This is a genomic window from Streptomyces sp. SID14478, from assembly GCF_010548525.1.
GTDB lineage: Bacteria > Actinomycetota > Actinomycetes > Streptomycetales > Streptomycetaceae > Streptomyces.
The window spans coordinates 1-18382 of record NZ_JAAGMG010000871.1 but is presented as its reverse complement, the minus strand read 5'-3'; the positions used below and the strand labels follow the sequence as shown (position 1 = coordinate 18382).

At 71.6% G+C, this 18382-nt stretch carries 15 protein-coding genes; 11 read left to right on the top strand and 4 right to left on the bottom strand.

What is annotated here, in order from left to right; genetic code table 11:
- The 10 genes from G3I40_RS28255 to rfbB form a co-directional block, all read left to right on the top strand.
- A partial coding sequence (locus tag G3I40_RS28255; RefSeq protein WP_164305217.1) for a thioesterase domain-containing protein occupies window positions 1-1169 on the top strand: 1169 nt, incomplete at its 5' end.
- Between the two features lie 5 nt (window positions 1170-1174).
- Window positions 1175-2260, top strand: a complete 1086-nt coding sequence (locus tag G3I40_RS28250; RefSeq protein WP_164305215.1) for a cytochrome P450 — start codon at window positions 1175-1177, stop codon at window positions 2258-2260.
- Window positions 2261-2269: 9 nt separating this feature from the next.
- Window positions 2270-3538, top strand: coding sequence for an activator-dependent family glycosyltransferase (locus G3I40_RS28245; protein WP_164305213.1), 1269 nt, complete (start codon window positions 2270-2272; stop codon window positions 3536-3538).
- Window positions 3539-3743: 205 nt separating this feature from the next.
- Window positions 3744-6197 (top strand): glycoside hydrolase family 3 C-terminal domain-containing protein, encoded by a 2454-nt coding sequence (locus G3I40_RS28240; RefSeq protein WP_164305211.1) that lies wholly within the window; start codon window positions 3744-3746, stop codon window positions 6195-6197.
- Window positions 6194-7207, top strand: coding sequence for an aldo/keto reductase (locus tag G3I40_RS28235; RefSeq protein ID WP_164305209.1), 1014 nt, complete (start codon window positions 6194-6196; stop codon window positions 7205-7207). The genes G3I40_RS28240 and G3I40_RS28235 overlap by 4 nt, the downstream gene beginning before the upstream one ends.
- 63 nt (window positions 7208-7270) lie before the next feature.
- Window positions 7271-8083: a methyltransferase domain-containing protein gene (locus G3I40_RS28230; RefSeq protein WP_164305207.1), complete on the top strand. Its 813-nt coding sequence runs from the start codon at window positions 7271-7273 to the stop codon at window positions 8081-8083.
- Between the two features lie 12 nt (window positions 8084-8095).
- Window positions 8096-9331: a class I SAM-dependent methyltransferase gene (locus G3I40_RS28225; protein ID WP_164305205.1), complete on the top strand. Its 1236-nt coding sequence runs from the start codon at window positions 8096-8098 to the stop codon at window positions 9329-9331.
- 45 nt (window positions 9332-9376) lie between these two features.
- Entirely contained in the window at window positions 9377-10603 is a 1227-nt protein-coding gene (locus G3I40_RS28220) for a cytochrome P450 (protein ID WP_343245039.1), read from the top strand.
- Entirely contained in the window at window positions 10600-11388 is a 789-nt protein-coding gene (locus G3I40_RS28215) for an alpha/beta fold hydrolase (RefSeq protein WP_343245038.1), read from the top strand. Before G3I40_RS28220 ends, G3I40_RS28215 begins: the two co-directional genes overlap by 4 nt.
- Window positions 11389-11403: 15 nt before the next feature.
- Complete coding sequence (gene rfbB / locus G3I40_RS28210; RefSeq protein ID WP_164305204.1) at window positions 11404-12387, top strand: dTDP-glucose 4,6-dehydratase; 984 nt, start codon at window positions 11404-11406, stop codon at window positions 12385-12387.
- Window positions 12388-12469: 82 nt separating this feature from the next.
- Here the strand turns inward: rfbB and G3I40_RS28205 are convergent, their stop codons facing one another.
- From G3I40_RS28205 to G3I40_RS28195, 3 genes are all read right to left on the bottom strand, one after another.
- Window positions 12470-14104, bottom strand: coding sequence for a PQQ-binding-like beta-propeller repeat protein (locus tag G3I40_RS28205; RefSeq protein WP_164305202.1), 1635 nt, complete (start codon window positions 14102-14104; stop codon window positions 12470-12472).
- A gap of 79 nt (window positions 14105-14183) precedes the next feature.
- Window positions 14184-15815 carry an HAD-IIIC family phosphatase gene (locus G3I40_RS28200; protein WP_164305200.1) on the bottom strand — a complete coding sequence of 544 codons (1632 nt, stop codon included), beginning with the start codon at window positions 15813-15815 and terminating at the stop codon, window positions 14184-14186.
- Window positions 15812-16072 carry an acyl carrier protein gene (locus tag G3I40_RS28195; RefSeq protein WP_164305198.1) on the bottom strand — a complete coding sequence of 87 codons (261 nt, stop codon included), beginning with the start codon at window positions 16070-16072 and terminating at the stop codon, window positions 15812-15814. Before G3I40_RS28195 ends, G3I40_RS28200 begins: the two co-directional genes overlap by 4 nt.
- A gap of 258 nt (window positions 16073-16330) precedes the next feature.
- On the opposite strand from G3I40_RS28195, the gene G3I40_RS28190 reads away from it, so the two are divergent.
- Window positions 16331-17599 (top strand): MFS transporter, encoded by a 1269-nt coding sequence (locus G3I40_RS28190; RefSeq protein WP_164305196.1) that lies wholly within the window; start codon window positions 16331-16333, stop codon window positions 17597-17599.
- Window positions 17600-17698: 99 nt separating this feature from the next.
- On the opposite strand, the gene G3I40_RS28185 is transcribed toward G3I40_RS28190, so the two are convergent.
- Window positions 17699-18382 (bottom strand): SDR family oxidoreductase (locus G3I40_RS28185; protein WP_164305194.1); only part of this gene is annotated, 684 nt, incomplete at its 5' end.

The window sequence follows — 18382 nt, the reverse complement described above, 5'->3', positions numbered from 1 at the left end:
GCCTGCCCGCCGACGCCGCCCCGGACCCGGGCGGCCCCGGCCCCACCTGGCGGGAGCGGCTGTCCGGGCTGCCCGCCGACGAGGCCGAGGCGACGCTCGCCACCTGGGTCCGCGCGCAGGTGGCGGCCGTGCTCGGACACCCCGACCCGGAGGCGGTCCCGCCGCACCAGCCCTTCACCGAGCTGGGGTTCGACTCCCTGACGGCGGTCGGGCTGCGCAACCGGCTCCAGGACGCCACCGGTCTCGCCCTGCCCACCACCCTCGTGTTCGACCACCCCTCCGTCACCGACATCGCCGCGCACCTGCGCCCCCTGCTCACGTCCGGGACGCCGCACACCCCGGCCGCCGCCGGGGACGGCGGCATGCTGCGCACCCTCTACGAGCGGTCCGTGCGGGAAGGCCGCTTCGACTCCTACCTGGACCTGCTCGGCGAACTGGCCGGCCACCGGGACCGGTTCGAGGGCTCCGAGGACCTGGCCGCCCCGGTCGACCTCGTGGAACTGGCGACGGGGCCGGGAGAACTGCGCATCATCTGCTGTGCCGGTACGGCGCCGGTGGCCGGACCGCACGAGTTCCTGCGCATCGCCGGCGCCCTCAAGGACCGGCTGCCGGTGTCCGCGCTGCCGCAGCCCGGCTACGAGCAGGGCGAGCAACTGCCCGCGTCGCTGGCGGCGGTGCTCGGGGTCCAGGCCGACGCCGTCCTCAAGTCCGCCGACGGCCCGTTCGTGCTCGTCGGACACTCCGCCGGCGCCTTGATGGCGTACGCCCTGGGGACCGAACTCGCCGACCGGGGCCGCCCGCCGCAGGGCATCGTCCTGATCGACGTGTATCCGCCCGGACAGCAGCAGGCGGTGCACGGCTGGCTCACCGAGCTGACCGAGACGATGTTCGGCCGCGAGGGGGTGCGGGTGGACGACACCCGGCTCACCGCCCTCGGCGCCTACCACCGCTTCACCCGCGACTGGCGGCCGCGGGCCCTGGCCGTACCGACGTTGCTCGTCCGCGCCACGGAGGCGCTGGGGGAGTGGCCCGAAGGCGAGTCCTGGCAGTCCACGTGGCCGTTCCCGCACGAGAGCGCGGACGTGCCGGGCCATCACTTCTCGATGGTGCAGGAGCACGCCGGGGCCGTCGCCGACCGCATCCACACATGGACAGGAAACCTGGCATGACTGGCATGACAACCACAGACCGCAGCCGGCTCGGCAGCCGGCTCCAGATGGCCCGCGGCTGGTACTGGGCCTTCGGCGTCAACGGCGACCCCTACGCGATGCTCCTGTGCGGCCAGGACGACACACCGGGCCGCTGGTACGAGCAGATCCGCTCGGCGTCCGACGGGCCCTTCCGCAGCCGCTCCGGCGCCTGGGTCGTGACCCGGTACGCCGCCGCCTCCCAGGTCCTGCGGAGCCCGGGGTTCACCCGGGCCGCGGGCGAGGCCGCCGCGGACTGGGCGCAGCCGTTCCTCGACGTGCGCGCCGCCGCCGGGCCGCCCCCCGCCGGTGTCGACGAACTGGCCCAGGAATACCGGGAGTCGGCGAAGAGTTCCGGGCAGCGCTTCGACCTGATGGGCGCCCTGGCGCGCGAGATACCGGTGCGCGGCCTCCTCGCGTACCTCGGCCTGACCGGAGCGGACGCGCACCGCGTCACCGCCCTGCTGCGGTCGAGCGCCACGGCGCTGGACGCCCGGCTGACCCCGCAACTGCTGGCCGTGACCGAGGAGACCGTGGCCGCACTGGCGTCCCTGCGTCAGCAGGCGGGCGCCGAAGGCGTGTGGGCGAGTGCTGCCCGCGAGATGGCGGCCAACGCGGTGGGCAACGCCGTGCTCGCCACGCTCCGCACCCCGGGCCTGGCCCGCCGTCTTGCCGACGACCCTGCCCTGGCCGACCGCATCGCGGCCGAGACGCTGCGCACCGCGCCCCCGGCCCATCTGGAGGTCCGCCACGCCACCACCGGGCAGACGGTCGAAGGGGCCAACATCGCCGCGGGAGACGAGGTGGTGGTGGCCGTCGCGGCGGCCAACCGCGACCCGGAGGTGTTCACCGAGCCCGACCGGTTCGACGTGGACCGCACCGCCACGCGCCCGGCCCTGACCTCGGGCCTGAACCACCCGGACGGACTGGACGAGTTCGCCGCCCGGCACGCCGCCGCCGCGCTGCGCGGCCTCGCCGAGACGCTCCCCGACACGGCACTCGCGGGCCCCGTGGTCCACCGCCGCCGTTCGCCCGTACTGCGGGGCATCAGCCGGTGCCCGGTCGAGATCTAAGGACTTCCGATGAAGATCGTCTTCTCCTCCATGACGAGCAAGACCCACTTCTACCCCCTCGTTCCGCTCGCCTGGGCCTTCCGCGCGGCCGGGCACGAGGTCCGGGTCGTCGGATCACCGGGGCTGACCGAGATCACCACGGCTGCCGGTCTCACGGCGGTGCCCGTGGGCCAGGACGTGGACCTCGCCGGGCACATGAGCGCGGTCGGCGAGGACATGATCAAGTACGTGCGGTCCCTGGACTTCGCCGACGAAAGCCTCGCCAACGCGAGTTGGGACCACCTGCTGGGCATGCAGACCGCCCTCACCCCCAACCTGTTCGCGCTGATGACCCCCGACTCGCTGATCGACGGGATGGTCGACTTCTGCCGCACCTGGCAGCCGGACCTGCTGATCTGGGAGCCGTTGACCTTCGCCGCCCCGCTCGCGGCCAAGGTGACCGGCGCGGCCCACGCGCGCCTGATGTGGGGCCCGGACGTCACCACGAAGTCCCGCCGCGCCTTCCTGGACCTGCACGGACAACAGGAGCCCGAGCACCGCGAGGACCCCTTCGCCGAGTGGGTCGCCTGGACCCTGGACCGCCACGGGGTGCGGATGGAGCCGGGCGACGCCGAGGAGATGGCCTCCGGGCAGTGGAACATCGACCCCGTGCCGGCCAGCATGCGCCTCGACCTGGGCCTGCCGACCGTGGGCATGCGCTTCGTCGACTACAACGGCCCCGCCGTCGTACCGGACTGGCTGCAGAAGCCGCCGACCAGGCGCCGGGTGTGCATCACGCTCGGCGTCGGGGCGCGCGACAGCGGGATCGAGGTCATCGGCACCGAGGAGCTCCTGGAGGCCGTCTCCGACATCGACGCCGAGTTCGTCGCCACGCTCGACGCCCACCAGCTGGAGTCGGTCGCGCGCGTCCCCGACAACGTCCGCACCGTCGACTTCGTCCCCATGCACGCCCTGCTGCCCACCTGCGACGCGGTCGCCCACCACGGCGGCCCCGGCACCTGGCACACCGCGGCCGTGCACGGCGTGCCGCAGGTGCTGATCACCCACGGCTGGGACACGGGCGAACGGGGCCGGCTGTCCGAGGAAGCGGGAATGGCCGTGTCCCTGCCGGTCGAGGAACTGACGGTCGAACGGTTCAGGGAAAGCATCGTCCGCGTTCTGGAGGACCCCGCATTCCGTGCCGGCGCCGCGAAGGTGCGCGAGGAGATCCTGTCCGAACCGGCGCCGACGGAAATCATCCCCGTGCTGGAGCGGATGACCGCGGCACGCAAGGCGTAAGGCCGGCGCCCCGTTCCGCGGTTTCACAAGTTTCACAAGGAGAATGCCGCGCCGAATTCCCCGGACTTCGGCGCGGCTTCGCAACTCACTAGTGCCCGGCTTGAGTTGGGCACGAGGCGCCTTGTGGTGCGCACAACGATCTCGCTAGCGTCGCCGCCGTCGCAATTTCTTGGCTACGGAGACGCCACATGCCGGGGAGAGGGAAATGAAACGACGAATATGGGTGCCCTCCGTATTTCTGACGGTTCTGGCGCTGCTGAACCTGGGGGCCGCCCCGGCGGCTCCCGGCCGTACGGACAGCCGCGCCGATGAACTCGTCGCGCAGATGACGCTGGACGAGAAGCTCTCGTTCGTGCACTGGGACTACTCGACCACGGACCCGACGGCCCTGGTCTACCTGCCGGGCGTACCGCGCCTGGGCATCCCGGAGGTGCGGGCCACCGACGGCCCGGCCGGCGCGACGATCCACCGGCCGTCGATCGCGATGCCCGCCCCCGTCAGCCTCGCCTCGTCCTTCGACGAAGGCCTCGCCCAACAGTACGGACAGGTGCTCGGCCGTGAGGGCCGGGCCTTCGGCGTGGACGTGATCTACGCGCCGATGGTCAACAGCATCCGGGTGCCGCAGGCAGGACGGAACTTCGAGACGTTCAGCGAGGACCCGCTCGTCACCGGACGCACCGCGGCCGCCGAGGTCAAGGGCATCCAGAGCCAGGGCCTGATGGCGACGGTCAAGCACTACGCCGCCAACACCCAGGAGAACAACCGCATGGGCGTCGACGTCAAGGTCGACGAACGCACCCTGCAGGAGACCGAGATCCCCGGCTTCGAAGCCGCCGTCAAGGCCGGCGCCGCCTCCGTGATGTGCGCCTACCCCAAGGTCAACGGCGAACCGGCCTGCGGCAACGGGCACTTGCTCAACGACATCCTGCGCGAGCAGCTGCACTTCCAGGGCTGGGTCACCTCCGACTGGCTGGCCACGCAGAGCACGGACGCCCTCAGCAAGGGGCTCGACCAGGAACTGGGCATCGACTCGACCGTCGCCATCCCGCCCGGCGGCGAGGTCCCCGGCGGCAAGTACTTCGGCGACACGCTCAAGAAGGCCGTCACCGACGGCACCGTCCCCCTGGCGGACCTCGACCGCGCCGTGACCCGGATCGTCGGACAGATGGAGCGCTTCGGCCTCCTCGACGAGAACCCGGCGCCGCGGCCCGAGCGCGACGTCGCGGGCGGCACGAAGGTGGCCGAGAAGGTCGCCGAGTCCGGCGCGGTGCTGCTGCGCAACGAGGACCGGGCGCTGCCGCTCGACGCGGCCACGACCGACGACCTCGCGGTGATCGGCCCGACGGCCAAGGAGCCCAAGGTGACCGGCCTCGGCAGCTCCTACATCGTGCCCGACGCGGCCACCCCGCCGCTGGAGACCATCACCAAGAAGCTCGGCGCCGGCGCGCACGTCTCCTACGCCGAGGGCGAGGCGCTGGAGGGCGAGCCGATCCCCGCGTCCGCCCTGGAGCCCGACTTCACCTCGGGCACGGTCCTGGACCCGGCCCAGGCAGGCGTCATCTACGACGGCAAGCTGACGGTCGACAAGGCCGGGCTCTACCGCATCGCTGCCCGCGTCACCGGCGGCAACGGCGCCATCCAGATCGACGACAACGCACCCATCAGCATCGGCGAGGTGTTCGGCAAGCTCACCAGCGTCCCGCTGCAGCTGAGCGCCGGCACGCACACCGTCAAGATCAGCGGCGGTGCGGTCGTCGGCAAGCCGATGACCCTCGACCTGCGCTGGGTGACCCCGGCCAAGGCCCAGGAGTCGATCGACCAGGCCGTCGCCGTCGCCCGCAAGGCCTCCACCGCGGTGGTCTTCGCCTACGACGACGGAGCCGAGGGCAGCGACCGCACCTCCCTGTCGCTACCGGGCCGCCAGGACGAGCTGATCAAGGCCGTCACGGCCGTCAACCCGCACACGATCGTCGTCCTGAACACCGGGTCGTCCCTCACCATGCCCTGGCTCGACAAGACCCAGGCTGTCCTCGACATGTGGTACCCGGGACAGGCCGGGGCCGAGGCCACCGCCGACCTGCTGTTCGGTGACGCCGAACCGGGCGGCCGGCTCTCCCAGACCTTCCCCGCCTCCGAGCAGGCGACCCCGGTCGCAGGCGACCCCGAGCGCTACCCCGGCGTCGACAACGTCGTACGACAGACCGAAGGCATCTACACCGGGTACCGCTGGTACGACCACGAGGGCGTCGAGCCGCTCTTCCCGTTCGGCTACGGCCTGTCCTACACGTCCTTCGCGTACGGGGAGCAGAGCGTCAGGCGCACGGCCGACGGCCTCGACGTCGACGTGACGGTGCGCAACACCGGCAAGCGGGCGGGCAGCGACGTGGTCCAGGTCTACCTCGGCCCCAGCCCGAAGCTCGCACTCGACCAGGCGGACAAGGCGCTGGCCGGGTACCAGAAGGTCGAGCTGAAGGCCGGCGAGTCCCGCCGCGTACGCATCCACGTCGCCGAACGCGCCCTGCAGTACTGGGACACGGCGGCCGACGGCTGGAAGCTCGCCGGCGGCGAGCGCCGCGTCCTGATCGGATCCTCGTCGCACGACGTCCGGCTCACCGCGAGCGTCCGGGCCGACCGGCCCGCCAAGGGGAAGCGCCCGTGAGTGGCGGCGACGCCCCGGACCCGGCGCCGTACGTACGCCTCGGCCGCCTCGCCACCCAGGTGAGCCGGCTGTGGCTCGGCACCGTCAACTTCAGCGGCCGCGTCGAGGACGACGACGCGCTGCGGCTGATGGACGAGGCGCTCGACCGCGGCATCAACTGCGTGGACACCGCCGACATCTACGGCTGGCGGGTGCACAAGGGACACACCGAGGAACTGATCGGGCGCTGGCTCGCCCAGGGCGGCGGCCGCCGGGACAACGTCGTGCTCGCCACCAAGGTCGGCGGCGAGATGAGCGAGCGGGTCAACGACGGCGGCCTGTCCGCCCGCCACATCATCACCGCCTGCGAACAGTCCCTGCGCCGCCTCGGCGTGGAGTGCATCGACCTCTACCAGATGCACCGCATCGACCGTGCCGCACCCTGGGACGAGGTGTGGCAGGCCATGGAACACCTCGTGGCGAGCGGCAAGATCTGCTACGTCGGCTCCTCCAACTTCGCGGGATGGCACATCTCCGAGGCGCAGGCGAGCGCCCACCGCCGCAACGCGTTGGGCCTCGCCTCCGAACAGTGCCTCTACAACCTGGCCGTCCGGCATGCCGAACTGGAGGTCCTGCCGGCCGCCCGCCACCACGGCCTGGCGACCCTCGCCTGGTCACCGCTGCACGGCGGTCTGCTCAGCGGCGTCCTCGACAAGCTGGACTCCGGCACCGCCGTCAAGTGCGCCCAGGGGCGGGCCCAGGCGCTGCTGCCGGCGCTGCGCCCCGCCGTCGAGAAGTACGAGGCGTACTGCCGCAGCATCGGGGAGCACCCCGCCGAGGTCGGCCTGGCCTGGGTGCTGTCCCGGCCGGGCATCACCGGCGCCGTCATCGGACCGCGCACCGTCGGGCACCTCGACTCGGCGCTGCGCGCCGGTCGCCTGCGCCTCGACGACGGCCAACTCGCCGCGCTCGACCGGATCTTCCCGCCGGTCGGCCGGGGCGGCCCGGGGCCCGAGGCCTGGGCCGACTGACGACCACCACCCGGATTCCAGCACCGTGACCACGACGCGACCACGAGACGAAGGACGGACCGAATGACTTCCGGAGCGCAGGCGAACGAGGAGACCGTCGAGGACAAGGTCGTCGACTTCTACGACAACTTCACCGAGACGTTCAGGGACATCTGGGGCGACAACCTCCACGTCGGCTACTGGCTCGACGAGGCCGACGACGCCCCCATCGAGAAGGCCACCGACCAGCTCACCGACCAGCTGATCGCCCGCCTCGCCCCGCAGCCGGGCCAGCGCATCCTCGACGTGGGCTGCGGCGTCGGCGAGCCGGCCTTCCGGCTCGCCGGGGCGGCCGACGTCGAGGTCGTCGGCGTCTCCATCAGCTCGTACCAGATCGGCCGCGCGGGCGAGCGCGCCCGCGAGCGGGGCCTGGCCGAGCGCGTCGGCTTCCGCCACGCGGACGCGGCCGAACTCCCCTTCCCCGACGCGTCGTTCGACGGTGCCTGGGCCTTCGAGTCGCTGATCCACATGCCCGACAAGGAGAAGGTCCTGCGCGAGATCAAGCGCGTGCTGCGGCCGGGCTCGACCCTCGTCCTCGCCGACATGTTCAGCCAGCCCGACACCGAGCTGACGTTCCAGGACATCATCACCAGCCCGCAGATGGACGACTACCGGGCCGTCATCGAGCGGGCCGGACTCGTCATCAAGGAGTTCACCGACGTCACGGCCAACACCCTGGCCCCGCAGGCGGTCCGCGAGAGCATCGCCGCCGCCCTGCTGGCGCGCAAGGACGACGTCATCCAGATGACCGGCCCCGAGGAGTTCGAGCGGATGGTGGACGGCGTGCGCGTCCCCCAGTCCTACGGCTACCTCCTCGCCACCGTCACCACGGACTGAAACGGGCAGACGATGATCATCACTCAGTGCCGCGTGTGCGGCAATCACGAACTGCTTCCGGTGCTCGACCTGGGAGACCAGGCGTTGACCTGCGTCTTCCCCAAGAGCCTCGACGAGAAGGTGCCTTCGGTCCCGCTGGAGCTGGTGAAGTGCTCGCCCGGCGGCTGCGGCCTCCTGCAGCTGCGGCACACCCCGGACCTCGGCCTGATGTACGGCGAGGGCTACGGCTACCGCCCCGGCATCCGCCCCTTCATGGTCAACCACCTGCGTGGCAAGGCCGTCGCCGCCGCCGAACTCGTCGGCCTGCAGGCGGGCGACATCGTCGTCGACATCGGCAGCAACGACGGCACGCTGCTGCACCAGTACCCCGTCGAGGGACTGCGACTGGTCGGCATCGACCCCTCGGGCGAGAAGTTCCGCGAGCACTACCCGCCCGCGGAACTGATCGCCGAGTTCTTCACCCAGGAGGCCTTCACCGAGCGGTACGGCAAGCAGCGCGCCAAGGTCGTCACGACGACCGGCATGTTCTACGACCTCCCCGACCCCCTGCGCTTCATGCAGGACATCCACGCGATCCTCGACGACGACGGCATCTGGGCGACCGAGCAGAGCTACATGCCGTCCATGCTCGACGCCAACGCGTACGACGTCGTGTGCCACGAGCACCTGGAGTACTACGGGTTCCAGCAGATCGAGTGGATGGCCGAGAAGGTCGGCTTCACCGTCCTGAAGGCCGAGGTCACCGACGTCTACGGCGGCAGCCTCTACGTCACCCTCGCCAAGAACCCCGGCCGTCACCCGCGCGACGAGGCCTCCCTGGTCGCCCTGCGCGCACGCGAGGCCGCCGCGGGCCTGGACACCATGGCCCCTTACGAGGCGTTCGCCCGCCGCGTGCACCAACAGCGCGCCGAGCTGCGGGGGTTCCTCGACGAGTCCCGCGCGGCCGGCCTGGTCACCTTCGGGTACGGCGCGTCGACCAAGGGCAACGTGACCCTGCAGTACTGCGGCATCGGCCCCGACGACCTGCCCTGCATCGGCGAGGTCAGCGAGGAGAAGGCCGGCTGCTTCACGCCCGGCAGCGGCATCCCGATCGTCTCCGAGGAGGAGGCCCGGTCCCGGCGCCCCGACCAGCTGCTCGTGCTGCCCTGGATCCACCGGGCCGGCTTCGTCGAGCGCGAGCAGGCCTACCTGAAGAGCGGCGGCAAGCTCGTCTTCCCCATGCCGACGCTCACCACGGTGACCGCCTGACCGGGCACCGGCCCCGACATACCTTTGAGGAAAGGGACTTCCCCCGTGTCGATCGACACCCAGGCCACCGTGAGTGCCGTCCCCAGCCTGGACAGCGACCTCTTCCACATCGACCAGTACGAGACCTACGCCGCGCTGCGCGAGCAGGGCCCGGTGAGCAAGGTCAGTTTCATCGGCCGGGAAGCGTATCTGATCACCCGTCACGCCGAGGCCAAGGCCGCCCTCGGCGACCTGCGGCTGAGCAACGACCAGAAGAAGCAGCCGCCCGAGGTGGAACTGCCGACCTACCACGGCATCCCCGAGGACGTGCGGCCCTACTTCGCCAACAACATGGGCAGCAACGACCCGCCGATCCACACCCGCCTGCGCAAGCTGGTCTCCCGGGAGTTCACCGCGCGCCGCGTGGAGTCGATGCGCCCGCGGATCGAGGAGCTCGCCGAGAAGCTGCTCGACGGCTTCACCGGCGACGTGACCGACCTCGTCGAGAACTTCGCCTACCCGCTGCCGATCACCGTGATCAGCGAGCTGCTCGGCGTCGAGGAGCGCTACCAGGGCGACTTCCGCCGCTGGAGCAACGAGTTCCTCGTCATCGACGCCGGCAGCGCCGAGCAGCGCGAGCACGCCGCCCGCGCCCTGGTCGGCTTCATCGTCGACCTGGTCGCCCGCCGGCGCGCCGACCCCGGCGACGACCTCCTGTCGGCGCTGATCACCGTCCACGAGGAGGACCAGGACCGGCTCAGCAACGACGAGCTCGCCTCCGTCGTCCTGATCCTGCTCATCGCGGGCTTCGAGACGTCGGTCAGCCTCATCGCCATGACCACCTACCTGCTCCTCACCCACCCCGAGGAGCTCGCCAAGGTGCGCGAGGACCCGGCGGTCCTGGCGGGCGCCGTGGACGAGTCGCTGCGCTTCCTCGGCCCCGCCGAGATCACCACGCGCGGCTCGCTGGAGGACGTCGAGATCGGCGGCGTCCACATCCCGGCGCACAGCACCGTGCTCATCGCGGGCGCCGCGGCCAACCGCGACCCCCGCAAGTTCCCCGACCCCGAGCGGTTCGACGTCACGCGCGACACCACCGGGCACCTGTCCTTCGGCCACGGCATCCACTTCTGCGTGGGCGGCCCGCTGGCCCGCCTGGAGGGCGAGATCGCGCTGCGCGCCCTGCTGCGCCGCTTCCCCGACCTCGCCCTGGCCATCGAGCCGGAACAGGTGAGCTGGCGCCGGTCCTTCCTGCGCGGCATCGACAGCCTCCCGGTGAGGCTGAGCCGGTGACCTCGCGTGCCCTCCTGGCGGATACCTGGCTGCGGCGGTTCGGACCGCCGGCCGAGGCCGCGCTGCGGCTCGTCTGCTTCCCGCACGCCGGGGGTGGCGCGAGCAGCTTCCACGCACTCGCCCGCGCCCTGGGCCCGCAGGTGGAGGTGGTGGCGGTGCAGTACCCGGGACGGCAGGACCGGCGGCACGAACCGCCGCTGCCACGGGTGAACGAGCTGGCCGACCGGATCGCCGAGGCGCTGCTCGCCTTTCCCGGGACGGCGGCGCCGTACGCCCTGTTCGGCCACAGCTTCGGGGCGCTCGTCGGCTACGAGACGGCCCGGCGCCTGGACCGGGCCGGTGCCACCCCGCACCGGCTGTTCGTGTCCGCCCGCTGCGCGCCCACGACCGGCGCGGGTCCGACCGACCGACTGGCCGACGACGCCGCCCTGTTGGCCGAGGTGCGCGGGCTCGGCGGCGGCGACGCGCTCGACGACCCCGAGATACAGGCCATGGCGCTGCCCGCGCTGCGCGCCGACTACCGGGCCCTGCGCTCCTACACCTGGCAGGACGGGCCCGCGCTGCGCTGCCCGATCACGGCCATGACCGGCACCGAGGACCCGCTGTGCGCCCCCGGGCAGGTGACCGACTGGCTGCGCCTGTCGGTCGTCCCCGGACGCTCGCGGGTCTTCCCCGGAGGCCACTTCTACGTGCAGGACCGTGTCACCGAGGTGGCCCGGGCCGTCCGCACGGATCTTGGAGTGCGTACGCCGGGCGCCGCCCCGGCCCACGCGACCGCCACCTGAGAAAGGGAAAGCCCCGTGCGCTTGCTCGTCACCGGCGCCGCCGGATTCATCGGGTCCACCTATGTGCGCCACGTGCTCGCCGGGGCGTACGGCGACCCCGGTGACGTGCGGATCACGGCCCTGGACAAACTCACCTACGCGGGCAACACCGCCAACCTCGCCGAGGTCCGGGACGACCCGCGCCTGACCTTCGTGCGCGGCGACATCTGCGACACGGCGCTCCTCGCCGACCTCCTGCCGGGACACGACGCGGTGGTCAACTTCGCGGCGGAGAGCCACGTGGACCGGTCGATCGCCGGCGCGGCCGACTTCGTACGCACCAACGTCCTGGGCACCCAGGCCCTGTTGTCGGCGGCGCGCACGGCCCGGGTGCCGCGGTTCGTGCACATCTCCACCGACGAGGTGTACGGCTCGATCGAGACGGGCTCCTGGACCGAGGACTGCGCCCTGCTGGCGAACTCGCCCTACGCCGCGTCGAAGGCCGGCGCCGACATCCTGGCGCGCTCCTTCGCGCGCACGTACGGCATGGACGTCAGCGTGACCCGCTGCAGCAACAACTACGGCCCGTACCAGTACCCCGAGAAGCTCATCCCGCTGTTCGTGACGAACCTGCTGGAGGGCAGGGAAGTCCCGCTGTACGGCGACGGCCTGTGCGTACGCGACTGGCTGCACGTCGACGACCACTGCCGGGGTATCCAGCTGGTCCTGGAGCAGGGCAGGCCCGGCGAGGCCTACAACATCGGCGGCGGCGAGGAGCTGACCAACGTCGCCCTCACCCACCAGCTGCTCGCGGCCTGCGGGGCCGGACCCGAACGGATCGTCCACGTGCCCGACCGGCCCGGTCACGACCGCCGCTACTCCGTCGACGACCGCAAGCTCCGCGCGCTCGGGTACGCCCCGCGCGTCCCCTTCCGTGACGGCCTGGCCCGGACGGTCGAGTGGTACCGCGACCACCCGCAGTGGTGGAAGCCGCTGCGCCAGGAACTGGCGGCGGTCTGACACGGCACGGTCCGACACGCACGAACGGAACGGCCCGGGCGCTGTGCCCGGGCCGTTCGGCGTGCTCATGAGGGACGGTGCGTCAGCGGCCGTCGAGGGTGAAGCGGTAGAGCTTGTTGTTGTGGCCGCTCAGGCCCTCGCCGACGTTGGAGATGTAGTAGCCGGAGCCCCAGTAGACGCTGCCGTCGACCACGGCCGCGCCGCCGAAGACGGAACCGCCGCTCTCGAAGTCCCACAGGATCTTGCCGGTCTTCTCGTCCAGCGCGTACATGTTGGTGCCGCTGGGCGCCGAGGAGCCCGCGTACATGACGCCGTTGGCGTGGGTGATGAACGAGTCGTCCAGCCACTGCCCTTCCTTGCCCTGCGGATCGGCGGTCTGCCACTCGATCTCGCCGGTGGCGGCGTTGACCGCCGCGAAGAAGCCGCTGTTGATCGTGGACTTGGTGCCGTCGGCGGCCGTGATCGTCCACGGCAGGTGATCACCGTTGCCGATGCCGACGTAGATGCGCTTGCCGTCGGTGGCACTGCCCCACTGGATGCCGCCCAGCGCGCCGCCGGGACCCACCTGCGTCTGCCACACCACCTTGCCGGTGGCCGGTTCGAGCGCGTAGTAGACGCCGCTCTTCTGGCCGATGCCGAGCAGCTGCCTGGACTTGCCGTCGATCTTCGTGGTGTACAGGTTCGGAGCGGAGCCGAAGTCGAAGTCCGGGGCCTGGTTCTGCATGTACATCATCCAGGTGTCGGCCGTCAGCGTGTGATGGGCCCACTTGATCTTGCCGGTCTTCAGGTCCATGGCGAGCACGCTGTCGAAGTGGTCGTCCTCGGACGGCTGGGTGCAGTCGGTCTGCTTCGGGTTGAGGCAGACACCGGGCGGCGACGTGTAGTTGTTGCCCGTCCCCACGTACACCAGGCCCGTCCTGTGGTCCACCACGGGCTGGCTGCCCCACACGGAGGCGCCGGTGTAGCCCTTGGGGATCGTGTACGTCTTCCACAGGATCTTGCCGCTGCGGGCGTCGAGCGCCATGAGCGAGCCGCGGAAGGTCGGCTCGTCGTGCAGGGTCGACGCCTTGGAGGACGTCCCCACGTAGATGACCCCGTTGTCCACGGTGGGGGAGGACGTGATGACCGTCGTCGGGTCCTCGTCGACCTTGGTCATCCACTTCTTCTTGCCGGTCTTCGCGTCGACGGAGATCAGGTACGCGCTCTTGAGCGCCGTCGTCGTCAGCGTGCCGGTGCCGAGGTAGAGGCTGCCCTTCCAGTACGCGGGGCTGGTGCGGGACATGTGCCCTTCGACGCCGTCGTACGCGGCGATGCTGTGCGACCAGACCTCCTTGCCGCTGTCGGCGTCGATGGCCCACAACTTGCCGCCCCAGTCCGGCACGTACACGGTGCCGTCCACGACGGTCGGGGTGGCGGAGACGTCACCGGCGGTGGTGAAGGTCCACTTCGGCGCCAGCCTGCCCACGTTCTTCGGGCCGATGGTGTGCTCGGTGGCCGCGTGGCGGGTGTTGTGGTTGTTCTGGCCCGCGCTGACCCACTCGGGCTTCACGGGGACGCTGCGGGCCTCGGTGCGCGCGCCGTGGCCCGCGGCGGGGGCGCCGGTCTCGGCGGAGGCGACCGTGGCCAGCATGAGGGCGGCGCAGCCGGCCGTGGCGACGAACAGTCGCCGCCACAGCTTCCGGCTCTGCGGGGACCGTCGTCCCGTACGGGGTTTCATGGAGTGGTTCCCTCGTTCCTGTGGGGGCGGCCGGCCGGATCGCCGGCCGCGTCGGGTGTGGTCCGGGCGGGGCGCGCGGCTACGGCGCGGGCACCGCGGGAGCGTCGGTCCAGTCGGCGACCTGTACGTCGACGACGCCGGGAGCGTCCTCGGCGCCGACGGCGCTGCCGGAGAGCTCCTGGAGGAATTGGCGCGCGGGCGCGTTGCGCGCGGTGGGCCGGTAGGACAGCCGCAGGGTGCGGCAGCCGGCCGCGGCGGCCTCGGCGCCGAGCATCCGCAGCATCCGGGTCTCCACCCGGCGGTTGAGGACCCGGCAACTGAGCAGGAAGACCGGGACGTGCAGCACGTCGCCCTCGGCCCGGGCGAGGACGAGGCCCACGGTGCCGTAGTCACCGAAGGCGTCGCTGACCCGCACCGTCCAGCCGCGGCCGCCCCCGTCGAGCAGCCCGCGCAGCCGAGGCACCGTGAAGGCGGTGCCGGCCAGGGTGAACTGCGTGGTGCGGGAGGTCAGTTGGGCCGCGCGCTCCAGGGCGGAGTCCGTCAGCTCCTGCATCGACACCTCGATGGCGCAGCGGGCCAGGAACTCCTCGTAGTCCGTGAGCGACTGCTCCAGGGCCCGGCGCTGCGGCGCGGCCTCGTACCAGTCGGCCCGCAGCCGGTCCTCGTCGGTCACCGTCAGCTGGTCGAAGGCCGGCTCGTGGGCCAGTTGCCGCGGCGCCGCGTCCGCGTCCCGGGTCAGCTCCACCACGGCGACCTCGGGCAGCGCCGCGCGCACCGAGGCGCACTCCACGGCATCGTCGTCCACGAAGACGAACGAGTTGAGCGCGAGCCCCAGTTCCTGCGCGAGCTCGGCCAGGTAGCGGGCCTTGGGCTGCCAGCCGATGCGGTGGGCGGTGACGTCCTTCATCGTGAGGACCATGTCGGGGTTCTGGGCGAACACGGCCTGCACGTCCGCCTCCTCGTTGCGGCTGCACAGGCACAGCAGCTTGCCCTGGGCGCGCTGGTCGAGCAGGAATTCCTGGACGGCGCGGCGGCCCGGGCCGATCTCCACCCCGAGCGGGCCGTCCTCGCCGCAGATCCCGGCCCACAGGGTGTTGTCGCAGTCGAGCACCACGACCTTGCGGGGCTTGTTCCAGGTGGTGGTGGCCAGCCGCACCAGCCAGTCGGCAAGCGCCTCGAAGTACTCGTCGGTGTACGGGAGATGAGCGATGCGGTCGGCGTACTCGTCGTGCGTCCGCGGCACGTCGTAGCGCTCTGCGAGGCCGGGGCTGCCGTCGAGGTCCACCAGGTGCATGCCGGGCAGCGGGGCGACGGTCTGCGTGACCCGTCGCGTGGCGGCCTCGATCCAGCGCGCCCGGGCGGGGTCGGCGAGGGCGGCGGGCGACGGCGGGGTCAGCGCCACCAGCCAGGTGGCCGCGGAGCGGCCCGGGGCGGCGGACAGCACCGACAGCAGCTCGTCGAGGAGCCGGTCGCCGGCCGACGGGTCCGCGGCGCCGCGGAACAGGTCCTCGGCGCGCACCAGCACCACGTTCACCCCGGCGTGGGCCAGCAGCACGCTGCCGGGGTCCAGCATCGGCTCGACCACCTGCCCGTAGGGCGCGGCCACCACCTCGCGTCCCCTCTCCCGCAGCCGTCGCGCCATGGCGTTTCTGAGGCCGTCCGAGGTGAAGGTCGCGGCGAGGGCGATGCCCGGCTTCGTCGTATCGCTCATGCGGTCCGGCCGTCCCGGTGCGCGCGGACGGCCGCGGCGAGTTCGGCGGCGGTCGTGTCGTTGCCGAGCGCGTGCACGGGCAGTTCCACGTCCAGTTCGCGCCAGAGCCGCGACAGCACGCGCACGGCGCGCATGGAGTCCCCGCCCAGCGCGGCGAACGGGACGTCCGGGTCGACCTCGTCCAGTCCCAGGATCCCGCGGAACACTTCGAGGACCGTGTCTTCCACGGATATGGCCTTCAGTTCGTTCGCTTCCATCTGGAGAACACCCTCGTTTCGGCCGTCACCGGCCAACGCATGTGGCGGAAAAGGTGGAACAGGCCGGCGGCCGGAACCGTTCGGGGAAAACGATGGATTCGACAGCATGCCTGTTCAGGTTCTTCCGGCCAGCATCCTCGGCGCCGGTCAGGTGGCACTCAAGGGCCACTCAAGTCCGCGCACTGGAAGGGAAGTTGGTGCGTTACGATACCGCCCGCGGTTGTTGCGCCCCCCACCGATCTACCGGGAGAAACACCCATGCGCAAAAGCGGGTTGGCCAGTCTCATCCCTCTTTATTTCATCATCCTGATCGACAACTTGAGCGTCAGCCTCATCATTCCGGTGCTGATCCCCATCTCTTATGACGCCGATATCGGCATCATGAGCACCGGTAGCAGCAGCACCCGGGACCTGTTCTACGGAATCGCCATCGGCAGCTATTCGCTGGCGATGTTCTTCGGCGCCCCGCTGCTCGGCTCGCTCTCCGACCACTTCCGCCGCAAGAAGACGCTGATGCTGTGTCTGCTGGGACTCGCCCTCAGCTACGCGCTGACCATCTGGGGGCTGGCGAGCCAGGACGTCGTCCTGTTCGTCGCCGCGCGCGTGGTCGGCGGCCTGTTCTCCGGCAGTCTGCCCGTCGCCCAGGCGGCGATCCTGGACGTCACGCCGAAGGAACGCCGCGTGAACTCCATCGGCCTGATCATGTTCTGCGTCTCGACGGGATACGTGGTGGGCCCGCTCATCGGCGGCTACCTCAGCGACTCCACCCTGGTCTCCTGGTTCAGCCTGAAGACCCCGTTCGTCTTCGTGGCCGCCATCACGCTGCTCAACCTGCTGGTGCTGCTGGTCTCCTTCCGCGAGGCCCCGGCGCCGCGGCCCGCCGGACGCATGACCTTCCCGAACCCGGTCAAGCACCTCCTGGAGTCCTTCACGTTCCCCGGGGTGCGGCTGCTCTGCTCGGCGCTGCTCCTGATGTCCCTGGGCTGGACGGCGTTCTTCCAGTTCATCGGCCTGTACCTGACGGCGAACGAGGGCTTCGACCAGCGCGGCGTCACCAACCTCATCTCGGTGGTCGGCGTGGGCCTCGCGGCCTCGTTCCTCTCCCTGGTGCCGCTCTCGATGAAGTACCTCAAGCCGCGCACCGCGGTGGCCGGGGCGCTGGCGGGGATGACCGTGTGCATCGCCGGTACCGCGCTGACCGGCGAGCGGATCGCGCTCTACGCCCTGTGCCTGGTCGGCGCGGCCACCTACGGCATCTCCTACAGCGGCCTGGTCGGCATGATGTCGGCCGCCGTGGACGACAGCCACCAGGGCTCCGTCATGGGCACGGCCGGTGCCATCGCCGCCCTCTCCGCGGGCCTGTCCGGCGTCGTCTTCGGCATCATCGACGGCACCAGCGCGGTGCCGATCTTCTCCGCGGCGGTCTTCGTCCTGCTCGGCTTCCTGCTGTTCGCCGCCGCGCGGCCGGGCACCGCCGACGCGAGTGAGGAGCCGCGGGAGAGCGTGGACAGGACGTCCGCGGCCTGAGGGCCGGCGCCCGAGGGCGCCGCGAACCGCCCTGGGCGGGAGCGTCCGGCCGCGAGCAACTCCGGGGCCCGGTGGCCGACTTCGGCACCGGGCCCCTTCTCATGCCGGCGCGGCGGCCGGGACGACGGACTCCGTCTCGCCGATCAGGTGCGGGACGCCGTCGGCGGGCGCGGGGTCCAGCAAGTGGCGCACCAGCCGCGCCGCCACCGGTTCCACCGGTCCGGCCGACTCCCGGGCGCCGGGGGAGTTCGTCTGCTCGGTCCACAGCATCCCCGGCCGCGCGAGGTGGAACGTCACCTCCGGGCGGTGCCGGGCGGCCCAGTGGACCAGTCCCTCCACGGCCGACTTCGCGGCGACGTAGTGCGGCCAGTCGCGCGGCGGCGCGTGCAGGGCGGCCGAGGACATCACCAGGCACTGGCCCCGGCCCGGTGCGAGGAGCGGCAGGAGGCCGCTCATCGGCGCACTGACCAGCCGCAGCGAACCGGTCAGGAACGTGTCCATCCGCTCCAGGTCGGTGGCGGCCAGCCCCAGCGTGCGCAGCGGCGGGGCCGCACTGCACACCAGGAAGCCGAGCCGGCCGTGCGCGCGCTCGACACGGGCCGCCAGTTCGGCGCTCCAGCGCGGGTCCGCCGCGTCGCCGGGAGCGGAGTGCAGCCGCCCGGGCAACCCCTCGGCCCCGTCCGTCAGGGCCTGTGGCAGCGTGTCGCGATGTCCTACGAAGACGTCGGCGCCCTGCGACGCCAGGGCCAGCGACAGGGCCGCGCCGAGCCCGCGGCTGCCGCC

Bases quoted from the DNA above. Each gene is read 5' to 3' on its own strand.
- G3I40_RS28250 (WP_164305215.1), top strand. From the start codon at position 1,175: ATGACAACCACAGACCGCAGCCGGCTCGGCAGCCGGCTCCAGATGGCC.
- G3I40_RS28245 (WP_164305213.1), top strand. From the start codon at position 2,270: ATGAAGATCGTCTTCTCCTCCATGACGAGCAAGACCCACTTCTACCCC.
- G3I40_RS28240 (WP_164305211.1), top strand. From the start codon at position 3,744: ATGAAACGACGAATATGGGTGCCCTCCGTATTTCTGACGGTTCTGGCG.
- G3I40_RS28230 (WP_164305207.1), top strand. From the start codon at position 7,271: ATGACTTCCGGAGCGCAGGCGAACGAGGAGACCGTCGAGGACAAGGTC.
- G3I40_RS28225 (WP_164305205.1), top strand. From the start codon at position 8,096: ATGATCATCACTCAGTGCCGCGTGTGCGGCAATCACGAACTGCTTCCG.
- G3I40_RS28205 (WP_164305202.1), bottom strand. From the start codon at position 14,104: ATGAAACCCCGTACGGGACGACGGTCCCCGCAGAGCCGGAAGCTGTGG.
- G3I40_RS28200 (WP_164305200.1), bottom strand. From the start codon at position 15,815: ATGAGCGATACGACGAAGCCGGGCATCGCCCTCGCCGCGACCTTCACC.
- G3I40_RS28195 (WP_164305198.1), bottom strand. From the start codon at position 16,072: ATGGAAGCGAACGAACTGAAGGCCATATCCGTGGAAGACACGGTCCTC.
- G3I40_RS28190 (WP_164305196.1), top strand. From the start codon at position 16,331: ATGCGCAAAAGCGGGTTGGCCAGTCTCATCCCTCTTTATTTCATCATC.